We start from the raw sequence: 17,191 nt of genomic DNA on the forward strand, positions 1-17,191 counted from the left end.
AACAGTGGGCGACAAACGGAATTGGCCTTCACTTGCTCCTCAGCAAATGATCGCGTCACAGGATTCACCTCGAAAGAGGTAATGCCTCAAACACATTGACCCTTGATCGAAAACCGTTCGACGCCCGGAAATGCGATCAACGGGGATCAGGAAGAGGATCAACGGGGATCAACGGGGATCAAGAAATGTGCCCGGAAATGCCGAAGGGCCCTGCTCAGCAGGGCCCTTCGGTAACGCTGATGTTGTTCGGCCGCGCAGGGGAGCGCCGCCGCTCACCTCACCACGGGCGCGACACTCACCGGCCAGGTCATCCTGATCCGGCCGCCGTCCTCGCCGGTGGTGACCTCGACATCGTCGACGAGGCCGCTGATCACCGCGAGCCCCATCTCGTCCTCGGCCTCGGCGTCGGCCTCCGCGCCGGCTTCGGCCGCAGGCGCGTCCTTGCCGTTCGCGTGCGGCGCCTCGTCGCCCACCTCGATGGAGAACTGCTTCTCCTCCTCGATGAGCACCACCCGCACCGGCGCCGCCACCTCATGGCTCTGATGCAGCCCCACGGCACGGGTGCAGGCCTCGCCGACCGCGAGCCGCACTTCGTCGAGCACGGCCTCGTCGACCCCGGCTCTGCGCGCGACCGCTGCCGCCACGAGACGGGCGGTCCTGACGTGCTCGGGCAGCGCGCTGAAACGGAGTTCAACGGTGGCCATCAATCCCCCTCCGCATACGTTCCTCCGTGCTGTCGGGGGCGGGCCGGGCCTCGACGGCCCGGTGCCCCCGGCTCCCTCCGCACCGGGCCCTGCGCCGCCCAGCTTCCGCTGAGCGCCGCGGCCCGGGACGCGGCCGTCAGTCGGTGGCCGCCACCGCTTCCTCGACCGAGGTGTGAATGGGGAACACCTTGGTCAGGCCGGTGATACGGAAGATCTTCAGGATGCGCTCCTGGTTGCACACCAGGCGCAGCGAACCCTCATGGGCGCGCACTCGCTTCAGACCACCCACCAGCACGCCGAGCCCGGTGGAGTCGAGGAAGTCCACGCCCTCCATGTCGACGACAAGGTGGAAACTGCCGTCGTTCACCAGCTCGACCAGCTGCTCGCGCAGCTTGGGCGCGGTATACACATCGATTTCGCCACCGACCTCGACGACCGTACGATCGCCGACGGTACGGGTCGACAGGGACAGGTCCACGGATCCTCCAGCACCTTGCTATCGGGCGGTCGCCCCCTGGGCTCCTGAGCTTCAGGACTGGGGCGTGACGCCAGCCGCGATGGCATTCAATCACTTACGGGCAGGCGAGCACGACGCCTTGGGAGCATTGTCCGTCACGCCAGTGACACACTCGGTGCCGATGGCCACGAATCACCGCCCCGACCCGCGCATCGACGACCGCCAGGAGCCGCCCACGGCGGGCGCCTCCCGGCGGCCTTCTCCGCGCGCGGTGCTCGACCGGCTCGCCTCGGGGGAGAGCCGGTCCGCGCGCCTCACTCATACGGAGCACTTGCCCCCACGTGAGGGGCGGCATGCCCTCTGGCCCGACCGTATCCGCCCCGAGGTGATCTCGGCCCTGAACGCGGCCGGAATCGAGCACCCCTGGGCCCACCAGGCACTCGCCGCCGAACACGCCCTCGACGGCGAGTCCGTCGTGGTCGCCACCGGCACGGCCTCGGGCAAGTCCCTGGCGTATCTGATGCCGGTCCTGTCCGCGCTGCTCGACGGCTCCGAGGCACCCAACGGCCGCGGCGCGACCGCGCTCTACCTCGCCCCGACCAAGGCGCTCGCGGCCGACCAGTGCCGCGCGGTCAAGGCGCTCGCGGCCCCGCTCGGCAAGGCGGTCCGGCCGGCGGTCTACGACGGCGACACCCCCTTCGAAGAACGCGAATGGGTACGTCAGTACGCCAACTACGCCCTCACGAATCCCGACATGCTGCACCGCGGGATACTCCCCTCCCACCCCCGCTGGTCCTCCTTCCTGCGCGCCCTGCGCTATGTCGTCATCGACGAGTGCCACACCTACCGCGGTGTCTTCGGCTCCCATGTCGCCCAGGTCCTGCGCCGCCTGCGCCGCCTGTGCGTGCGCTACGGCTCGGACCCGGTCTTCCTCCTTGCGTCCGCGACGGCGGCCGACCCGTCCATAGCGGCCGAGCGCCTCACCGGCCTCCCGGTCAAGGAGGTGGCGGACGACGCCTCCCCGCGCGGCGAACTGGTCTTCGCCCTGTGGGAGCCGCCGCTGACGGAACTCCACGGCGAGAAGGGTGCACCCGTCCGCCGCACCGCCACCGCCGAAACCGCCGACCTCCTCACCGACCTGACCTTGCAGGGCCAGCGCTCGATCGCCTTCGTACGTTCCCGGCGCGGCGCCGAGCTCATCTCGGTCATCGCCCAGGAGCGCCTCGCCGAGATCGACCGCTCCCTGGTGGGCCGCGTCGCGTCCTACCGCGGCGGCTATCTCCCGCACGAACGCCGCGCGTTGGAACGCTCCCTCCATTCCGGCGAACTCCTCGGCCTCGCCGCCACCACCGCCCTCGAACTCGGCGTGGACATCGCCGGCCTGGACGCCGTGGTGATCGCCGGCTATCCGGGCACGCGCGCCTCGCTGTGGCAGCAGGCCGGCCGGGCCGGGCGCTCCGGTCAGGGCGCTCTGGCCGTCATGGTCGCCCGCGACGACCCGCTGGACACCTTCCTGGTGCACCACCCCGAGGCGCTGTTCCACCAGCCGGTGGAGTCGACGGTCCTGGACCCCGACAACCCCTACGTCCTCGCTCCTCACTTGTGCGCGGCAGCGTCCGAACTGCCGCTGACGGACGATGACTTCTCCCTCTTCGGCCCGACGGTCCCCGAGCTCCTCCCGCAGCTGGAGACGGCCGGTCTGCTGCGGCGCCGCACGAAGGCCTGGCACTGGACCCGCCGCGAGCGCGCCGCCGACCTCGCGGACATCCGCGGCGAGGGCGGCACACCGGTGCAGGTCGTCGAGGCCGGCACCGGGCGGCTGCTCGGCACGGTCGACGCCTCGGCCGCCCACACCTCCGTGCACGAAGGCGCGGTCCACCTCCACCAGGGCCGCACGTACGTGGTGAAGGAACTCGACCTCGACGAGTCGGTCGCCCTCGTCCAGGAGGCCAACCCGCCGTACTCGACGACCGCCCGCGACACCACCGCCATCTCCGTTCTGGACACCGATGTCTCGGTGCCCTGGGGCGAGGGCCGCCTCTGCTACGGCTCCGTCGAAGTCACCAACCAGGTCGTCTCCTTCCTCCGCCGCCGGCTCATCACCGGCGAGGTACTCGGCGAGCAGAAGCTGGACCTTCCGCCGCGCACCCTGCGTACGCGTGCCGTGTGGTGGACGGTCACCGAGGACCAGCTCGACGCCGCCCGCATCAACCCCGAGATCCTCGGCGGCGCCCTGCACGCCGCCGAGCACGCCTCGATCGGCATGCTGCCGCTCTTCGCCACCTGCGACCGCTGGGACATCGGCGGCGTGTCCATCCCCCTCCACCCGGACACCCTGCTGCCGACCGTCTTCGTCTACGACGGCCACCCGGGCGGCGCGGGCTTCGCGGAACGCGCCTTCCACACCGCCAGGGAGTGGCTGACGGCCACGCGCGCCGCCATCGCCTCCTGCGAGTGCGAGGCCGGCTGCCCGTCCTGCGTCCAGTCCCCGAAGTGCGGCAACGGCAACGACCCGCTGCACAAACGGGGAGCGGTCCGCCTCCTGACGGAACTCCTGAAGGGCGCGCCGGAGACTTCCGGGGACGCGGCGGGCCAGGGGGCGTGAGGGCCCTCGGGGCCCAGGGGGCGTGAGGGCCCTAGGGCCGGATGCCTTGGAGGATGAGGGTCCTTCGGCCGGACGCCTTAGAGGACCTGAGCGCTTGGGGCCTGGGCGCCCAAGGCATAGGAACTCGGGTGCCCGAGGAGGCGTGTCAGACGTCGGCCGATGTGCGAGCTAAGGCACCGGCCCGGGCGGCCCCGCCCTGGACCGCACCTCCGACACCAGTGGTCGCTCCCCGGCCCGTACCGTCACATCCGCGATCTCCCCTCGTACGGCGCACCGCACCACATCCGTCCCCTGCGCCCGCGCCACCCGCAGGGCGCTCGCACACGCGGCCTCCTGTCCGCGCAGCGCATGGTCCGCCGCCGCGAGCGCCGCCAAGTCGGCGGCCGCGCCTGCCCGATGACGGGCAACGACAGCCTGCGCCGCGAGCAGCAGTCCGGCGAGGATCAGACACAGGACACCGATCAGCCCGACCACCCACACCGTCGCCGACCCCCGGTCGTCGCGCCCCCGCTCCCGAAGCGCCGCCCGCACCGCGGCCCCTCTCACTTCTCCACCCCCACGGTCTCCTCCGCCAACGCCGCCGCGGAGGCTTCCAGCGACATCGACAGCGCGTCCGGCCCGGGCGACGCGGCCGTGACAGTGACCCGTACGAGATCGCCCTCTCTGGTCACGGAGACCTCCGCACCGTCCGGCGCCACCGCCCGCGCGACGCCGGCCGCCGCGTTCTCCGGCTCCTGGCGGGCGGCCGCCCGCGCACCGGCCCGTGCGGCGTCCACGCACTGGATGTGAGCGGCGGCGCACATGAGCCCCCACATCAGCGCCAGTCCGACGACCAGCAGCGCGGGCAGCGTGCAGGCCGCCTCCGCCGTCACGAAACCGGCGTCCCCGCGCCGCTCGGAGCCGGATGCCGGGTTCGTCCCCGAGCCAGCCGCGGAGCTTCGTCCCGAGCCAGCCGCCGAGCGCCTCCCCGCGCTAGCCACCGAGCGCCTTCCCGATCACCCCTTCGAGCAGCCGCTTCACGGTGCCGGACGTCACCACCCGGTACAGAAGGGCCGCGAACGCACAGGCCGCCACCGTGCCCAGCGCGTACTCGGACGTGATCATCCCGGCATCGGCTCTGCGCATCCGGGCAAGCCGGGCACGCCACACCCGCCTCGCCATGCCGCCAACCGAAGCCCCGGCCTCCCCCACCCGTCGCACCACGCTTCCGAAGGCTGCGCCCACGCCTCCGTCAACCGCTCCCGCTCCCTGTCCGTACCTGCAGAAATGCATGCCAACTCCCCGTAGAAGAAGGGCCGTTATCGGCCCTCGATTGATGTGCTCGGCCGCTCCGCGGATGTGCTCGGTCGTTCCGCGGATGTGCTCGGTCGTTCCGCGGATGTGCTCGACCGTTCGCGATGATGCGATCGGCCGCTCCCCGCCCCTCAGACCCCGCGCAAGATCTCCCCCGCGAGCCCGATGACCACGGGCGCCACCCCGAGTGCCAGGAACGCGGGCAGGAAGCAGAGCCCCACCGGTGCCGTGACCGTGACGGCCGCCCGGTGCGCCCTGGTCAGGGCCGCACGTGCCGCGCGCTCGCGGCAGTCCGACGCCACCCGTGCCACCTGCTCCGCGGCCGGCGCACCGGAACTCCAGGCCCGCTGCAGACAGCGGGCCAGCGGCACGGCATCGGGTATCGAGGCCAGCCGTCCCCAGCACTGCCCGGGTTCACCCCCGAGCCGCAGCTCGGTGGCCACCCCGGACAGCCGCTCCCCCACCGGCCCGCCCACCGACTCCCCCACGGCCGCCGCCGCGGCGGCAGGCCCGGCCCCGGCGGCGATGCACGCCGCCAACAGATCTGCGGCCAGCGGCAGTTGACGCCGCGCTTCCTCGTCCGATCCGGCATCGGCGCTGTCCGCCCTGCGCCGCCACCAACGCCACACGCCCAGTCCCACCATGACCCCGAGCGCCAGCCCTGCCGCACCGCCCACGAGGCCGTACGCCAAGCAGGCAGCGCTCACCACCGGCGCCCACCGCCGGATGGCCGCCCTCCGGGCCGGTGCCCGAACAGGCCGCCCCTCCGAGCACGGCTCGCTCCTCAGGAGCTGCGTGAGCCGCCTCCGCAGGGCCCGCTCCCGCCGTTCTCCCACCAGCACACTCGCCACCACGGCCACGAGCGCGAGGCACAGCACTGTCCCCGTCACCGCCCCCAGCCTGTGGACAACTTCCCCGCTCACCACCGCTCCTCCCGGCCCGACGGCACCAGCGACGCAGCCGGTGCCGGAGCGGAAGACGGCGCTGGCGAGAGGGAGAGCCTCGACGAAGACACAGGCCCCGCCGATGAAGCGCGCCCCCGCACCGGCCCCTCAGCCGCCCGCACAATGCGCCCCGTCCACCACAGCCCGACCCCTTCGAGGACCGCTCCCACGACCAGGCACCCGATCCCGGCCGGGGTGTGGAACAGCACGCCGAGCGGATCCGCGCCGAGGGCGGTGCCCATCAGGAGACCGACCGCGGGCAGGACCGCGAGCATCACCGCGGTCGCCCGCGCGGGTGCCAACTTGGTCTGCAGGTCCGCCTGTTGATCGCGCTGCGCCCGCAGCGCCGCCTCCAGCCGGTCAAGCCCTTCGGCCAGCCCCGCACCGCTGTCCACAGCGACCTGCCAGCACGCCGCGAGCCCCGCAAGCCCTTCGGCCCCGGGGCCGCGCGACGCCTCCCGCAAGGCACCCGGCACATCACCCCCGAACCGCGCCGCCGCAAGGACCGCCGCATCCGCGGCACCCGCTGCGAGCGCTCCGGTATCGCGCGCCGCCATCGCCAGGGCGTCCGCGGGCTGTCGCCCCGCCCGCACCTCCGAGGCCATCCCCGCGCACAGAGCGATCACCTGCTCCACCCTGGCTGCCCGCTCCTGTCGCGCCCGGCGCCCCCGCAACACCCGCCCGACGAGCGGCACCGCCAACACGCCCAGAATCAGCGGCAGTACGGACCTTCCGGCCAGCCCGACCGGGACGCCAGCCGCAGCACACCACCACTCGGGCCGCACCCGCACCGTCACCCAGGCCCGCCACCGCACCCACGGCGGCACCACCTCGGGCACCGCTGCTCCGGCGAGGGCCAGCCCGCGGGCCCGCCGCAGTCCGCGCTCCTGCCCCATCGCCAGCCACACCGCGACCCCTGCACAGAACGCCGCCGCATAGGCCGCAGTCCCAGCCCCGGCCCCCCACATCATCGGTACGCCGCTCATCCCGCACCCCCGACGATCTCCCTCAGCCGCTCCCAGCCCCGGTCGTAGGCGAACGCCCGCTCGCCCCAGCGCAGCGCCGGCACTGTCCGCACCAGCCCTGCCGCGTCCCGCTCCAGGACATGCACCTCCGCGATCCGGCGCCGCCCGCCCCGGTCCCGTACGAGATGCAGCACCACCGACAACGCCGCCGCCAGCTGGCTGTGCAGCGCCGCCCGGTCGAGGCCTGCCGCCGTGCCGAGTGCTTCGAGCCGCGCGGGGACATCCGCGGCGGCATTGGCATGGACCGTCCCGCAGCCCGCGTGTCCGGTGTTGAGCGCGGCGAGCAGGTGCACGACCTCCGCCCCGCGCACCTCACCCACCACCAGCCGGTCCGGCCGCATCCGCAGCGCCTGGCGCACCAGGTCCTCGAGGGTGACCCGGCCCGCGCCTTCCTGGTTCGCGACGCGGCATTCCAGCCGTACGACATGAGGGTGATCGGGCCTCAACTCGGCCGAGTCCTCCGTCAGTACGATCCGCTCGTCGGGTCCGGAGAGTCCGAGCAGTGCCGCGAGCAGGGTCGTCTTGCCCGAGCCCGTGCCCCCGCTGATCAGGAACGACGCCCGCGCCTCGACCAGCGCCCGCAGCACCCGGTCACCCCCGGGCGGCACGGTGCCCGCCGCCGTCAGCTCGCCGAGCGAGAACGCCCTCGCCCGTACGACCCGCAGCGACAGACAGGCCGATCCGACGGCGACCGGCGGCAGGACGGCGTGCAACCGCGTGCCGTCCGGGAGGCGCGCGTCCACCCAGGGCCGCGCGTCGTCGAGCCGTCGTCCCGCCACCGCGGCGAGCCGCTGCGCGAGCTGCCGCACGGCCTGCGCGTCGGCGAAGGTCACCGAGGTGAGTTCGAGCCCGCTCCCCCGGTCCACCCACACCCGGTCGGGCGCCGAGACCAGTACATCCGTCACCTCGGGATCCGCGAGCAGCGGCTCCAACGGCCCCGCGCCCACCAGCTCGGACCTCAACTCGCCGACGACACCGAGCAGTTCGCTGTCGCCGAGCACCCTGCCCTGCGCGCGCAACGCCTGCGCGACCCTCGCCGGAGTGGGCTCCGCCCCGGATTCGGCCAGCCACTGCCGCACCCCGTCCAACAGCGCCGCGCTCATGACGCGCCCTCCACCGGCACCCGCTCCCAGAATGAGGCGCAGAACCGCGACAGCGGCTCCTTCGCACCCGCAGCCGGCACGCCGCCGCTCAACACAGCGGGATCGACGGGCAGTTCACCGACCAGCGGAAGGCCGAGCATCCGGGCCGTCTCCTCGGCGTCGAGCCCCGAGCCGAACGGGCCGCGGACCACCGCCCGCAGATCCCTCAGCACCATGCGTACCGCCGAGGACACCCGCTCGGCGGCGGCGAGCGCCCGCAGTTCGGCCGGCACCACCATGAGCCCGAGATCCAGCTGGGCCAGCACCTCGGCCACGCCCTCGTCCACCCGCCGCGGCAGGTCCACGACGACCACGCCGCCCCGTCTGCGCGCCGCGGCGAGCACGGCGCGCATCGCTTCGGGCGGGACCGTCAGCATGTCCCCGCGATCCCAGCTGAGAACCCGCAGCGCACCGAGCTCCGGCAGCGACTCCTCGAGCGCCGCGCTGCCGAGCCGCCCTCGCGACTGCGCGAAGGCAGGCCACCGCAGGCCTTGCGCCGCTTCACCGCCGAGCAGGACATCGAGTCCGCCGCCGAGCGGATCCCCGTCCACGAGCATGGAGCGCCGCCCGGCCCGCGCCGCCGTCACCGCCAGCGCGCAGGCCAGCGTCGAGGCCCCCGCGCCGCCCCGGCCGCCGATGACGCCGACCGTCAGCGCGGGCCGCCCCACACCCTCGACGGCGTCGGCGATCCGGTCGACGATCCACTGCTCGGCATCGGGCAGCCGCAGCACATGGTCGGCACCGATCTCCACGGCGCGCTGCCACACCCCGGGATCGTCCTGATCCCTGCCGACGAGACACACACCCCGCCTACGCGTGGCGCCGCGCACCCTGCGGGCCGCATCGTCCCCCACCAGTACAAGGGGAGCGTCCTCCCAGCTGCCCCTTCGCTCGGGCACCCCGTGGTGCACCTCGGCCCGCGCGCCCGCGGCGGCGCACAGCCGCAGCAGATCGTCGAGCAGCTGCGCATCCTCCGTCACGATCAGCGGTCCGCGCCGCTTCTCCCCGGCCTTCCGTCCTTCCGCGATGGCTTCCGCCATGACCCGCCCCTCTCCTGAACGCCTCGAACGCCTTGAGCGCCTTGAACGTCCTGAGCGCCCGGACAGCCGACGCCGCACATACGACGTCGAACATCCGTGAACGCTGCGAACGATGTGAATGCCGCGGTCCAATCGCGGCCATGAAGGCGCAGGGCGCCGGGCCGCGAAGTCCGCGAGCAGGAATCACGATGGGCGGAGCCGGGAAATCGTGTGGATCTTGGTCGAAATCTGTGGACAACCGAACCGTTGTGAATAACTCCGTCACCCGAACCGGTGAGTTCTCCATGACTTCCACAGCGCAGCGCAACCACTACGCAAGGTGACGAGTCTCAACGTGCGGAGGAAGGCGCCGGCTGGGCGCAGGAGGGGATGTCCGGGCCCGATGAGGCCAAGAAAAAAGGGCCCGACCGGGCCCGGACATGCGACGACCCCCGCCGGGGGGGAGAGCGGGGGTCGTCCCCACGGTCCGACTCGGGGGGGGGAGGAGCCAGACCGGGTTAGCACGGTCGCGAACGATCCGTGACTTCCATGGTGTACCCGAGAGCCTTCTCAGGCAAACCCACGCGCCCCAGCTTACGCCGAATGGTGGGCGCCTATGCTCGACCACGTGGAAAACCACTCCTTGCCCCGCACAGCCGCCTTCTTCGACCTGGACAAGACGGTCATTGCGAAGTCGAGCACGCTCACGTTCAGCAAGTCCTTCTACCAAGGCGGCCTGATCAACCGCCGGGCGGTGCTGAGGACTGCGTACACCCAGTTCATCTTTCTCGCGGGCGGCGCCGACCACGACCAGATGGAGCGGATGCGCGAGTACCTCTCCGCGCTCTGCAAGGGCTGGAACCAGCAGCAGGTCAAGGAGATCGTCGCGGAGACGCTGCACGATCTGATCGATCCGATCATTTACGACGAGGCCGCCTCGCTCATCGAGGAGCACCACCTCGCCGGGCGCGACGTGGTGATCGTGTCGACCTCGGGCGCCGAGGTCGTCGAGCCGATCGGCGAGATGCTCGGCGCGGACCGCGTGGTGGCGACCCGCATGGTCGTCGGCGACGACGGGTGCTTCACCGGGGAGATCGAGTACTACGCGTACGGGCCGACGAAGGCCGAGGCCGTGCGCGCGCTCGCCGAGTCCGAGGGGTACGACCTGGAGCGCTGCTACGCGTACAGCGACTCGGCCACCGACCTGCCGATGCTCGAATCCGTCGGCCACCCCTACGCGGTCAACCCGGACCGCACCCTGCGGCGCGAGGCGCTCGCCCGGGACTGGCCGATTCTCGACTTCCACCGCCCGGTCCGGCTCAAGCAGCGCGTGGGCCGGCTGCCCGTACCGCCCCGGCCCGCGCTCGTGGCGGCTGCGGTGGGCGCGGCGGCGGCCACGGCGGGACTCGTCTGGTACGCGAGCAAGCGCCGGGCGCTTGCGACTTGAGCGCGAACGGCGCCTGCGACTTGAGAGCGAACGCAGCCCCCGTGCGCGGGCCGGGAGCATAGCCCTCCCGCCCGGGGGAACCACCCGTTCCATCGTATCGACGCCCACTGACAACACCCGCTGACCTGCACCCTCACGGCACAGCACACCCCCGCCCGTTTCGCACCTGTTTGAACCTAAAAGTAAAGAAGTGCGTTCAGGGGTTCCACTTCCTCCATGACAGGAGTACAAAGGACTCAACGGCCCGCGAGACCAAGGACATCCGAGAGGATCACCTTTAACGCAACCAAGGCCCCACGGACCGAGCATGGAAGCCACAGCACCCACGCGACGTCGACCCGTCGATTACGGGCCAGCCGCACCAGGCAACGGGCAAAGTTCCCCGACCTGATGGGCATATATCGAGGACGCTTGGTAACTGGGCGGACATGCCAGCGGCGGTACCAATTCGGTACCGCCGCAACCCTGTTCAGGGGACGTTTCCTTACGGGCCAGCCACAGCGCCCCGCACCGGCAGGCCTCAGGCCGCCCCGCGCTGCAGCGCCTCGCACACGGCCGTCGACTCGCGCACGCCCAGCTCAACCGCCTTGGCGCAGTGGCCGATCCAGGCGGCCATCCCCTCCGGCGTACCGGAGACATAGCCTTCGAGCGCGGCCACGTAGGCGGCCCGCCCCAGCTCCGCGTGCCCCACCTCGGCCGGACAGATCGACTTCGGGTCGAGACCGCTGCCCACCAGGACGACCCGCTCCGCCGCCCGCGCGACGAGACCGTTGTGCGCGCCGAACGGGCGCAGCGCCAGCAGTTCGCCGTGCACGACCGCCGCCGTGACGATGGCCGGCGCGGAACTGCCCGCGATGATCAGCTGCGAGAGCCCTTCGAGCCTCCCCGCCACCTCGTCGGCCTCGGGCAGCGGCAGCTCGATGAGCGGCTCGTCGACCGGCTCGCCCTTCTGCCGCGGCCGGCCCACCGTGTCGTCCTGGACGCCCGCGGCCACCAGGTGCAGCCGGGCCAGGACGCGCAGCGGCGACTGGCGCCAGATGGACAGGAGTTGACCGGCTTCGGCCGTCAGGCGCAGTGCCGCGCCGACCGTGCGCGCCTCGTCGTCGCCGCTGAAGTCGCTGCGCCGCCGCACCTCTTCGAGCGCCCAGTCCGCACCGGACAGCGCGGCCGAACCGCGCGCGCCACGCAGCGCCGCCTCGGAGGTGACCGCATGGCTGCGCCGGCGCATGACCCGGTGCCCGTAGACCCGGTCCACGGCCTTGCGTACGGAGTCCACGGAGTCGGCCACGGTGGGCAGTGCGCCGAGGGTGGCGAGCGGATCGGCTGTACTCATGAGTAAGACAGTACGCAGCAAAGCCGCCCGCTCCACGAAGGAGTGGTCTTCTTCACGCGGAGCCGATGCGCAGTGCATTCATCCGACTACGCTTGGTGAACATGAAAATTGCTTTCGTTGGCAAGGGCGGCAGCGGCAAGACCACGCTGTCCTCTCTCTTCATCCGCCACCTCGCCACCACCGGCGCCCCGGTCATCGCCGTCGACGCGGACATCAACCAGCACCTGGGCGCCGCGCTCGGACTCGACGAGGACGAGGCGGCCGCGCTGCCGGCGATGGGTGCGCGGCTGCCGCTCATCAAGGAGTACCTGCGCGGCAGCAACCCGCGGATCGCCTCGGCCGAGACGATGATCAAGACGACCCCGCCCGGTGCGGGCTCGCGTCTGCTGCGGATCCGGGAGGACAACCCGGTCTACGAAAACTGCGCGCGCGAGCTGGAACTCGACGGCGGCACCGTCCGTTTGATGGTCACAGGGCCTTTCACCGAATCCGATCTCGGCGTCGCCTGCTACCACTCGAAGGTCGGGGCGGTGGAGCTCTGTCTCAACCATCTCGTCGATGCCCGCGACGAGTTCCTGGTCGTCGACATGACGGCCGGGTCCGACTCCTTCGCCTCCGGCATGTTCACCCGCTTCGACATGACGTTCCTGATCGCGGAGCCCACCCGCAAGGGCATCTCGGTCTACCGGCAGTACAAGGAGTACGCCCGCGACTTCGACGTCGCCCTCAAGGTCGTGGGCAACAAGGTGCAGGGACAGGACGACATCGATTTTCTACGGGAGGAGGTCGGCGACGATCTGCTGGTGACGGTCGGGCACTCGGACTGGGTGCGCGCGATGGAGAAGGGCCGGCCGCCCCGGTTCGAACTCCTCGAAGCGCCCAACCGGGCCGCGCTCGAGACGATGCACACGGTCGCGGACGCCTCGTACGAGCGGCGCGACTGGGAGCGGTACATGCGCCAGATGGTGCACTTCCACCGCAAGAACGCGGCGAGTTGGGGCAATGCGAAAGCCGGGGCCGACCTGGCGGACCAGATCGACCCCGGCTTCGTACTCGACGAGCGCGCGCTCCTCGCGGACGCGTAGCGCGTCAGGCGTGCAGCAGCACAGTCAGACGCGCAGCACGTCAGGCGCCCGCGCCGTTCTGCGCCGGCTTGGCCGCCGGTGCGCCCGGGACACCCTTGGGGGCCGGTGCGGGCTGCTGTCCGGAGAGGAAGGACGCCCAGCCTTCCTTGGGGGCCTGGCCCACCTTCAGCGTGCGCATCTTCTCGAGGACCTGCGGGTCCTGTGCGTCCAGCCAGTCCGCCAGCTGACGGAAGGAGACACAGCGGACATCACGCTTCGTGCAGACGCGCTCGATCGTCTCCTCGATGGCGCGCATGTACGTGCCGCCGTTCCAGGACTCGAAGTGGTTGCCGATGATCAGCGGCGCGCGGTTGCCGTTGTACGCGCGGTCGAAGCCCGCGAGCAGACCGTCGCGCATCTGGTCGCCCCAGTACTCGTGCTTGGAGGGGTCGCCCTGGGTGGTCGTGCCGGACTGGTTGACCATGAAGTTGTAGTCCATGGTCAGCGTCTCGAAGGCGCGGCCCGGGACGGGCACGAGCTGCATCGACAGGTCCCACAGGCCCTGCTTCTTCTCGGGCCAGACCTGGTTGTTGACGCCGCTGGTGTCGTAGCGGAAGCCGAGTTCGCGGGCCGCACGCGTGAAGTTCTTCTGCCCCTCCAGGCAGGGGGTGCGGGCGCCGATCAGCTCCTTGTCGTAGTCGAAGGGGAGCGGAGCGGCCTTCGCGGAGCCCGAGTTGGTCTTCCAGTTCTTCACGAAGGACTTGGCCTCCGCGATCTCGTGCTTCCACTCCTCGACCGACCACTCGCCGACTCCGCCGCCCTTGCCGCAGAAGTGGCCGTTGAAGTGGGTGCCGATCTCGTTGCCCTCGAGCCAGGCGCCGCGCAGCTGCTCCACGGTGTCCTTGATGCCCTGGGCGTCGCCGAAGCCGATGTCGGAGCGGCCCGCTGAGTGCTGCGGGGGCTCATACAGCTCCTTCTTGTCCTCCGGCAGCAGGTACACGCCGCTGAGGAAGTAGGTCATCGTGGCGTTGTTCGCCTTGGCGACCTTGCGGAAGTGCGAGAAAAGCTTCTGGCTGTCCTCGCCCGCACCGTCCCAGGAGAAGACCACGAACTGCGGGGGCTTCTGACCCGGCTTGAGGCGCTCGGGCTCGGCGAGGTTCGGCTGGCTTCCGGTGTAGGCGGTCGAGCCGTCACCGATGAGGCGATTGACGCTTCCCGGGGCGGGGACCTTCGGTGCGTTCTGCGCACCTGCGGCGCCCTTCTTCTTGACGTCCTCGCCGGACTCTCCGCCGGCACAGCCGGCGAGAGCCACGGCAAGTGCCGTGGTCGCGGCCAGGCCCGCGGCGAGCCTCCTGGTGGCGGCCATGCGCCCACCTTCCTTCGGATCTCGGGGTGCTCGGGGTTGAGGCGCCGCCAAGGTCGCATGCGAAAGGTGATGAATTGGTATGACAAGCCGATAGATTCCCCCATTCACTCGCGAGAGGGAATGATTACCCCATTTGCCCTGGTAATCCCGCCCCGCTCTTTACTCTCCATTACGATCCGTTTACCGAGAGTTGAGAAAAATCCCGCCGCTGTACGCCGTGACCCACGGCCGCACCCCACCCCCGACCCATGGCACCGGGGGTCCCTGAGCGACCGCGTAGCCCCGGAGGAGACGGGAACCCATGTCTGCTTTTGTCCCCAGCCGTACCAGCCGTACCGACAGCACCTCGCCGAGCGGCGAGAAGGGCGAGCCGCACGGACCGCCCGAGCGCCGGCGCCGGTTTCATCTCGCGGGCGCCGACGTGTCCGCCTCGATCTCCGTCTTCCTGATCGCGCTGCCGCTGTCCCTGGGCATCGCGCTCGCCACCGGGGCACCGCTGCAGGCGGGCCTGGTGGCCGCCGCCGTCGGCGGCCTCGTGGCCGGCCGGTTCGGCGGATCCCCGCTCCAGGTGTCCGGCCCCGCCGCCGGCCTCACCGTGGTCACGGCCGACCTGATCCAGCAGTACGGCTGGCGCACCACCTGCGCCATCACCGTCATGGCCGGGCTCGCCCAGCTGGGCTTGGCGTATCTGCGCGTGGCCCGGTCCGCGCTGGCCGTCAGTCCCGCGATCGTGCACGGCATGCTGGCCGGTATCGGCATCACCATCGCCGTGGCGCAGCTGCACATCGTGCTCGGCGGCTCGCCGCACAGCTCCGTGGTGGACAACGTCCGTGAGCTGCCGAGCCAGTTGGCGGACATCCACCCCGCCGCGCTGTCGATGAGTGCGCTGACCCTCGTCGTGCTGCTCGCGTGGCCGCGTATCCCCGGGGCGGCCGGGCGGCTGCTGCGGAAGATCCCCGCCGCGCTGGCCGCGGTCGCGACCGCCACCGCCGTGGCCGCGTTCGCCGGGCTCAATCTGCCGCGGGTCGACCTGCCGTCGTGGAGCAACCACGCGCTCGTCGGGCTACCCGAAGGGCCCGTACTCGGCCTGATCGCCGCGGTGTTGACGATCACGCTGGTCGGCAGCGTGGAGTCGCTGCTGTCCTCGGTCGCCACCGACAAGCTGGCCTCCGCGCGGCGCGACACCATGCCCGTGCCGCGGGCGGACCTCGACAAGGAGCTGCGCGGGCAGGGCATGGCGAACATCGTCTCCGGTTCGCTCGGCGGGCTGCCCATCACCGGCGTCGCCGTGCGCAGCACCGCGAACGTGCGGGCGGGCGCGGTGAGCCGCAACTCCACGATGCTGCACGGCTTCTGGATCATCATCGCCTCGCTGCTGCTCGTGCCCGTCCTCGACCTGATCCCGCTGGCCGCGCTCGCCGCGCTGGTGATGGCGATCGGCATCCAGATGGTGTCGATCAACCACATCCGCAGCGTCACGCGCCACCGCGAGGTACTCGTCTACGCGGTCACGACTGTCGGCGTCGTGTTCTTCGGCGTGCTCGAAGGCGTGGGCATCGGGATCGCCGTCGCCGTCGGTGTCGCGCTGCACCGCCTGGCCCGTACGCGGATCACGCACGAGGAGCGCGAAGGGGTCCACCATGTGCGCATCCGCGGCCAGTTGACCTTCCTCGCCGTGCCGCGGCTGACCCGCGCGCTGCACCAGGTGCCGAACGGGTCCGAGGCCGTGGTCGAGCTGGACGGCTCGTTCATGGACCACGCCGCGTACGAGACGTTGCAGGACTGGCAGGACGCGCATGCCGCGCGCGGCGGGAAGGCCGAGCTGACCGGGCGTTCCGGGCCGCTGGCCGTGACCGCGCACGGCAAGGGGCGGCGCAGCGGCGAGGCGGACCACTCCTGCTGCGGGCCGTGGACGCCGTGGCGCAACCACAGCTGCGCGCCCGAGCGGACCGAGCTGGCGGGGACGCACCAACTGGCCAGCGGGATCAGCGCGTTCCAGCGCAACACGGCGCCGCTCGTGCGCAGCGAGCTCGCCCGGCTCGCGCGTGAGGGGCAGCGGCCGCAGCAGCTCTTCCTGACCTGCGCGGACTCCCGGCTCGTCACCTCGATGATCACGTCGAGCGGCCCCGGGGACCTCTTCGTCGTCCGCAATGTCGGCAATCTCGTGCCGCTGCCCGGCGCCGAGAGCGGGGACGACTCGGTGGCGGCCGCGATCGAGTACGCCGTGGACGTGCTGCGCGTGCAGTCGATCACCGTCTGCGGGCACTCCGGGTGCGGAGCCATGCAGGCCCTGCTCAACACCCCGCCCGGGGAGGCCGATTCGCCTCTGCGGCGCTGGCTGCGGCACGGGCAGGCGAGCCTTCAGCGGATGGCCGCGGACGAGCACGCCTGGCCGCGGCTCGCGGGACGGCAGCCGGCCGACGCGGTCGAGCAGCTGTGCCTGACCAACGTGGTGCAGCAGCTCACGCATCTGCGGCAGCACCCCGCCGTGGCCCGCGGGATCGCGGAGGGGCGGCTCGAACTGCACGGCATGTACTTCCATGTCGGCGAGGCCCAGGCCTATCTGCTCGCCGAGCCCGAGCGGCTCTTCGACCGGGTGGCGGCGGTGACCTCGGACGAGGAGGAGTCCTCGCCAGCGAAGAAGGGGTCGCTGCCGGCCGAGAAGGAGTCTCCGCAGGCCGTGGGCTCCTCGGCGGGCTGAGCCCGCACGTCGGCAGACCGGGCCCGGCCGCCGGGCGCGGTTGAACCGAACCTGTCTCCCTTACGTGTGAGGGTGTGGTTCCGCAGTGCGG

Annotated in this window: 15 protein-coding genes; 4 read left to right on the forward strand and 11 right to left on the reverse strand. The window is 71.6% G+C overall.

Annotation, left to right across the window (positions count from 1 at the left end):
- Positions 1-272 precede the first annotated feature (272 nt).
- Positions 273-704, reverse strand: coding sequence for an ATP-binding protein (locus BLT97_RS19980; RefSeq protein WP_093612105.1), 432 nt, complete (start codon positions 702-704; stop codon positions 273-275).
- Positions 705-840: 136 nt separating this feature from the next.
- On the reverse strand, positions 841-1,182 hold the full coding sequence (bldG, locus tag BLT97_RS19985; RefSeq protein ID WP_003975386.1) for an anti-sigma factor antagonist BldG: 342 nt from the start codon (positions 1,180-1,182) through the stop codon (positions 841-843).
- Positions 1,183-1,261: 79 nt separating this feature from the next.
- Between bldG and BLT97_RS19990 the strand changes: the two genes are divergently transcribed.
- Positions 1,262-3,766 (forward strand): DEAD/DEAH box helicase, encoded by a 2,505-nt coding sequence (locus tag BLT97_RS19990; RefSeq protein WP_093612107.1) that lies wholly within the window; start codon positions 1,262-1,264, stop codon positions 3,764-3,766.
- Between the two features lie 168 nt (positions 3,767-3,934).
- Here BLT97_RS19990 and BLT97_RS19995 read toward each other — a convergent pair whose 3' ends face one another.
- The 7 genes from BLT97_RS19995 to ssd form a co-directional block, all read right to left on the reverse strand.
- A complete protein-coding gene (locus tag BLT97_RS19995) occupies positions 3,935-4,297 on the reverse strand; it encodes an Rv3654c family TadE-like protein (RefSeq protein ID WP_342742753.1) in 363 nt (120 codons plus the stop codon).
- 11 nt (positions 4,298-4,308) lie between these two features.
- The gene (locus BLT97_RS20000; protein ID WP_093612110.1) at positions 4,309-4,638 is read right to left on the reverse strand and encodes a TadE family type IV pilus minor pilin; all 330 of its coding nucleotides are present in this window, start codon (positions 4,636-4,638) and stop codon (positions 4,309-4,311) included.
- A 100-nt stretch (positions 4,639-4,738) separates the two neighbouring features.
- Positions 4,739-5,038, reverse strand: coding sequence for a DUF4244 domain-containing protein (locus tag BLT97_RS39120; protein ID WP_425442737.1), 300 nt, complete (start codon positions 5,036-5,038; stop codon positions 4,739-4,741).
- Between the two features lie 152 nt (positions 5,039-5,190).
- The gene (locus BLT97_RS20010; RefSeq protein WP_342742755.1) at positions 5,191-5,766 is read right to left on the reverse strand and encodes a type II secretion system F family protein; all 576 of its coding nucleotides are present in this window, start codon (positions 5,764-5,766) and stop codon (positions 5,191-5,193) included.
- 212 nt (positions 5,767-5,978) lie between these two features.
- Complete coding sequence (locus BLT97_RS20015; protein WP_245769426.1) at positions 5,979-6,989, reverse strand: type II secretion system F family protein; 1,011 nt, start codon at positions 6,987-6,989, stop codon at positions 5,979-5,981.
- Entirely contained in the window at positions 6,986-8,131 is a 1,146-nt protein-coding gene (locus tag BLT97_RS20020) for a TadA family conjugal transfer-associated ATPase (protein WP_093612116.1), read from the reverse strand. The genes BLT97_RS20015 and BLT97_RS20020 overlap by 4 nt, the downstream gene beginning before the upstream one ends.
- On the reverse strand, positions 8,128-9,210 hold the full coding sequence (ssd, locus tag BLT97_RS20025) for a septum site-determining protein Ssd (protein WP_093612118.1): 1,083 nt from the start codon (positions 9,208-9,210) through the stop codon (positions 8,128-8,130). The genes BLT97_RS20020 and ssd overlap by 4 nt, the downstream gene beginning before the upstream one ends.
- Before the next feature lie 595 nt (positions 9,211-9,805).
- Here ssd and BLT97_RS20030 point away from each other — a divergent pair.
- On the forward strand, positions 9,806-10,636 hold the full coding sequence (locus BLT97_RS20030) for an HAD family hydrolase (protein WP_093612120.1): 831 nt from the start codon (positions 9,806-9,808) through the stop codon (positions 10,634-10,636).
- A 520-nt stretch (positions 10,637-11,156) separates the two neighbouring features.
- On the opposite strand, the gene BLT97_RS20035 is transcribed toward BLT97_RS20030, so the two are convergent.
- Positions 11,157-11,969, reverse strand: a complete 813-nt coding sequence (locus BLT97_RS20035) for a Fic family protein (protein ID WP_093612122.1) — start codon at positions 11,967-11,969, stop codon at positions 11,157-11,159.
- Positions 11,970-12,070: 101 nt separating this feature from the next.
- On the opposite strand from BLT97_RS20035, the gene BLT97_RS20040 reads away from it, so the two are divergent.
- Positions 12,071-13,054 carry an ATP-binding protein gene (locus BLT97_RS20040; RefSeq protein ID WP_176953835.1) on the forward strand — a complete coding sequence of 328 codons (984 nt, stop codon included), beginning with the start codon at positions 12,071-12,073 and terminating at the stop codon, positions 13,052-13,054.
- Between the two features lie 40 nt (positions 13,055-13,094).
- On the opposite strand, the gene BLT97_RS20045 is transcribed toward BLT97_RS20040, so the two are convergent.
- Positions 13,095-14,399, reverse strand: coding sequence for a polysaccharide deacetylase family protein (locus BLT97_RS20045; protein ID WP_093612126.1), 1,305 nt, complete (start codon positions 14,397-14,399; stop codon positions 13,095-13,097).
- Between the two features lie 301 nt (positions 14,400-14,700).
- On the opposite strand from BLT97_RS20045, the gene BLT97_RS20050 reads away from it, so the two are divergent.
- On the forward strand, positions 14,701-17,100 hold the full coding sequence (locus BLT97_RS20050; RefSeq protein ID WP_093612128.1) for a bifunctional SulP family inorganic anion transporter/carbonic anhydrase: 2,400 nt from the start codon (positions 14,701-14,703) through the stop codon (positions 17,098-17,100).
- The last annotated feature ends 91 nt before the right edge of the window (positions 17,101-17,191 follow it).

Origin of the sequence: Streptomyces indicus, from assembly GCF_900100315.1 — a bacterium.
Classification (GTDB): domain Bacteria; phylum Actinomycetota; class Actinomycetes; order Streptomycetales; family Streptomycetaceae; genus Streptomyces; species Streptomyces indicus.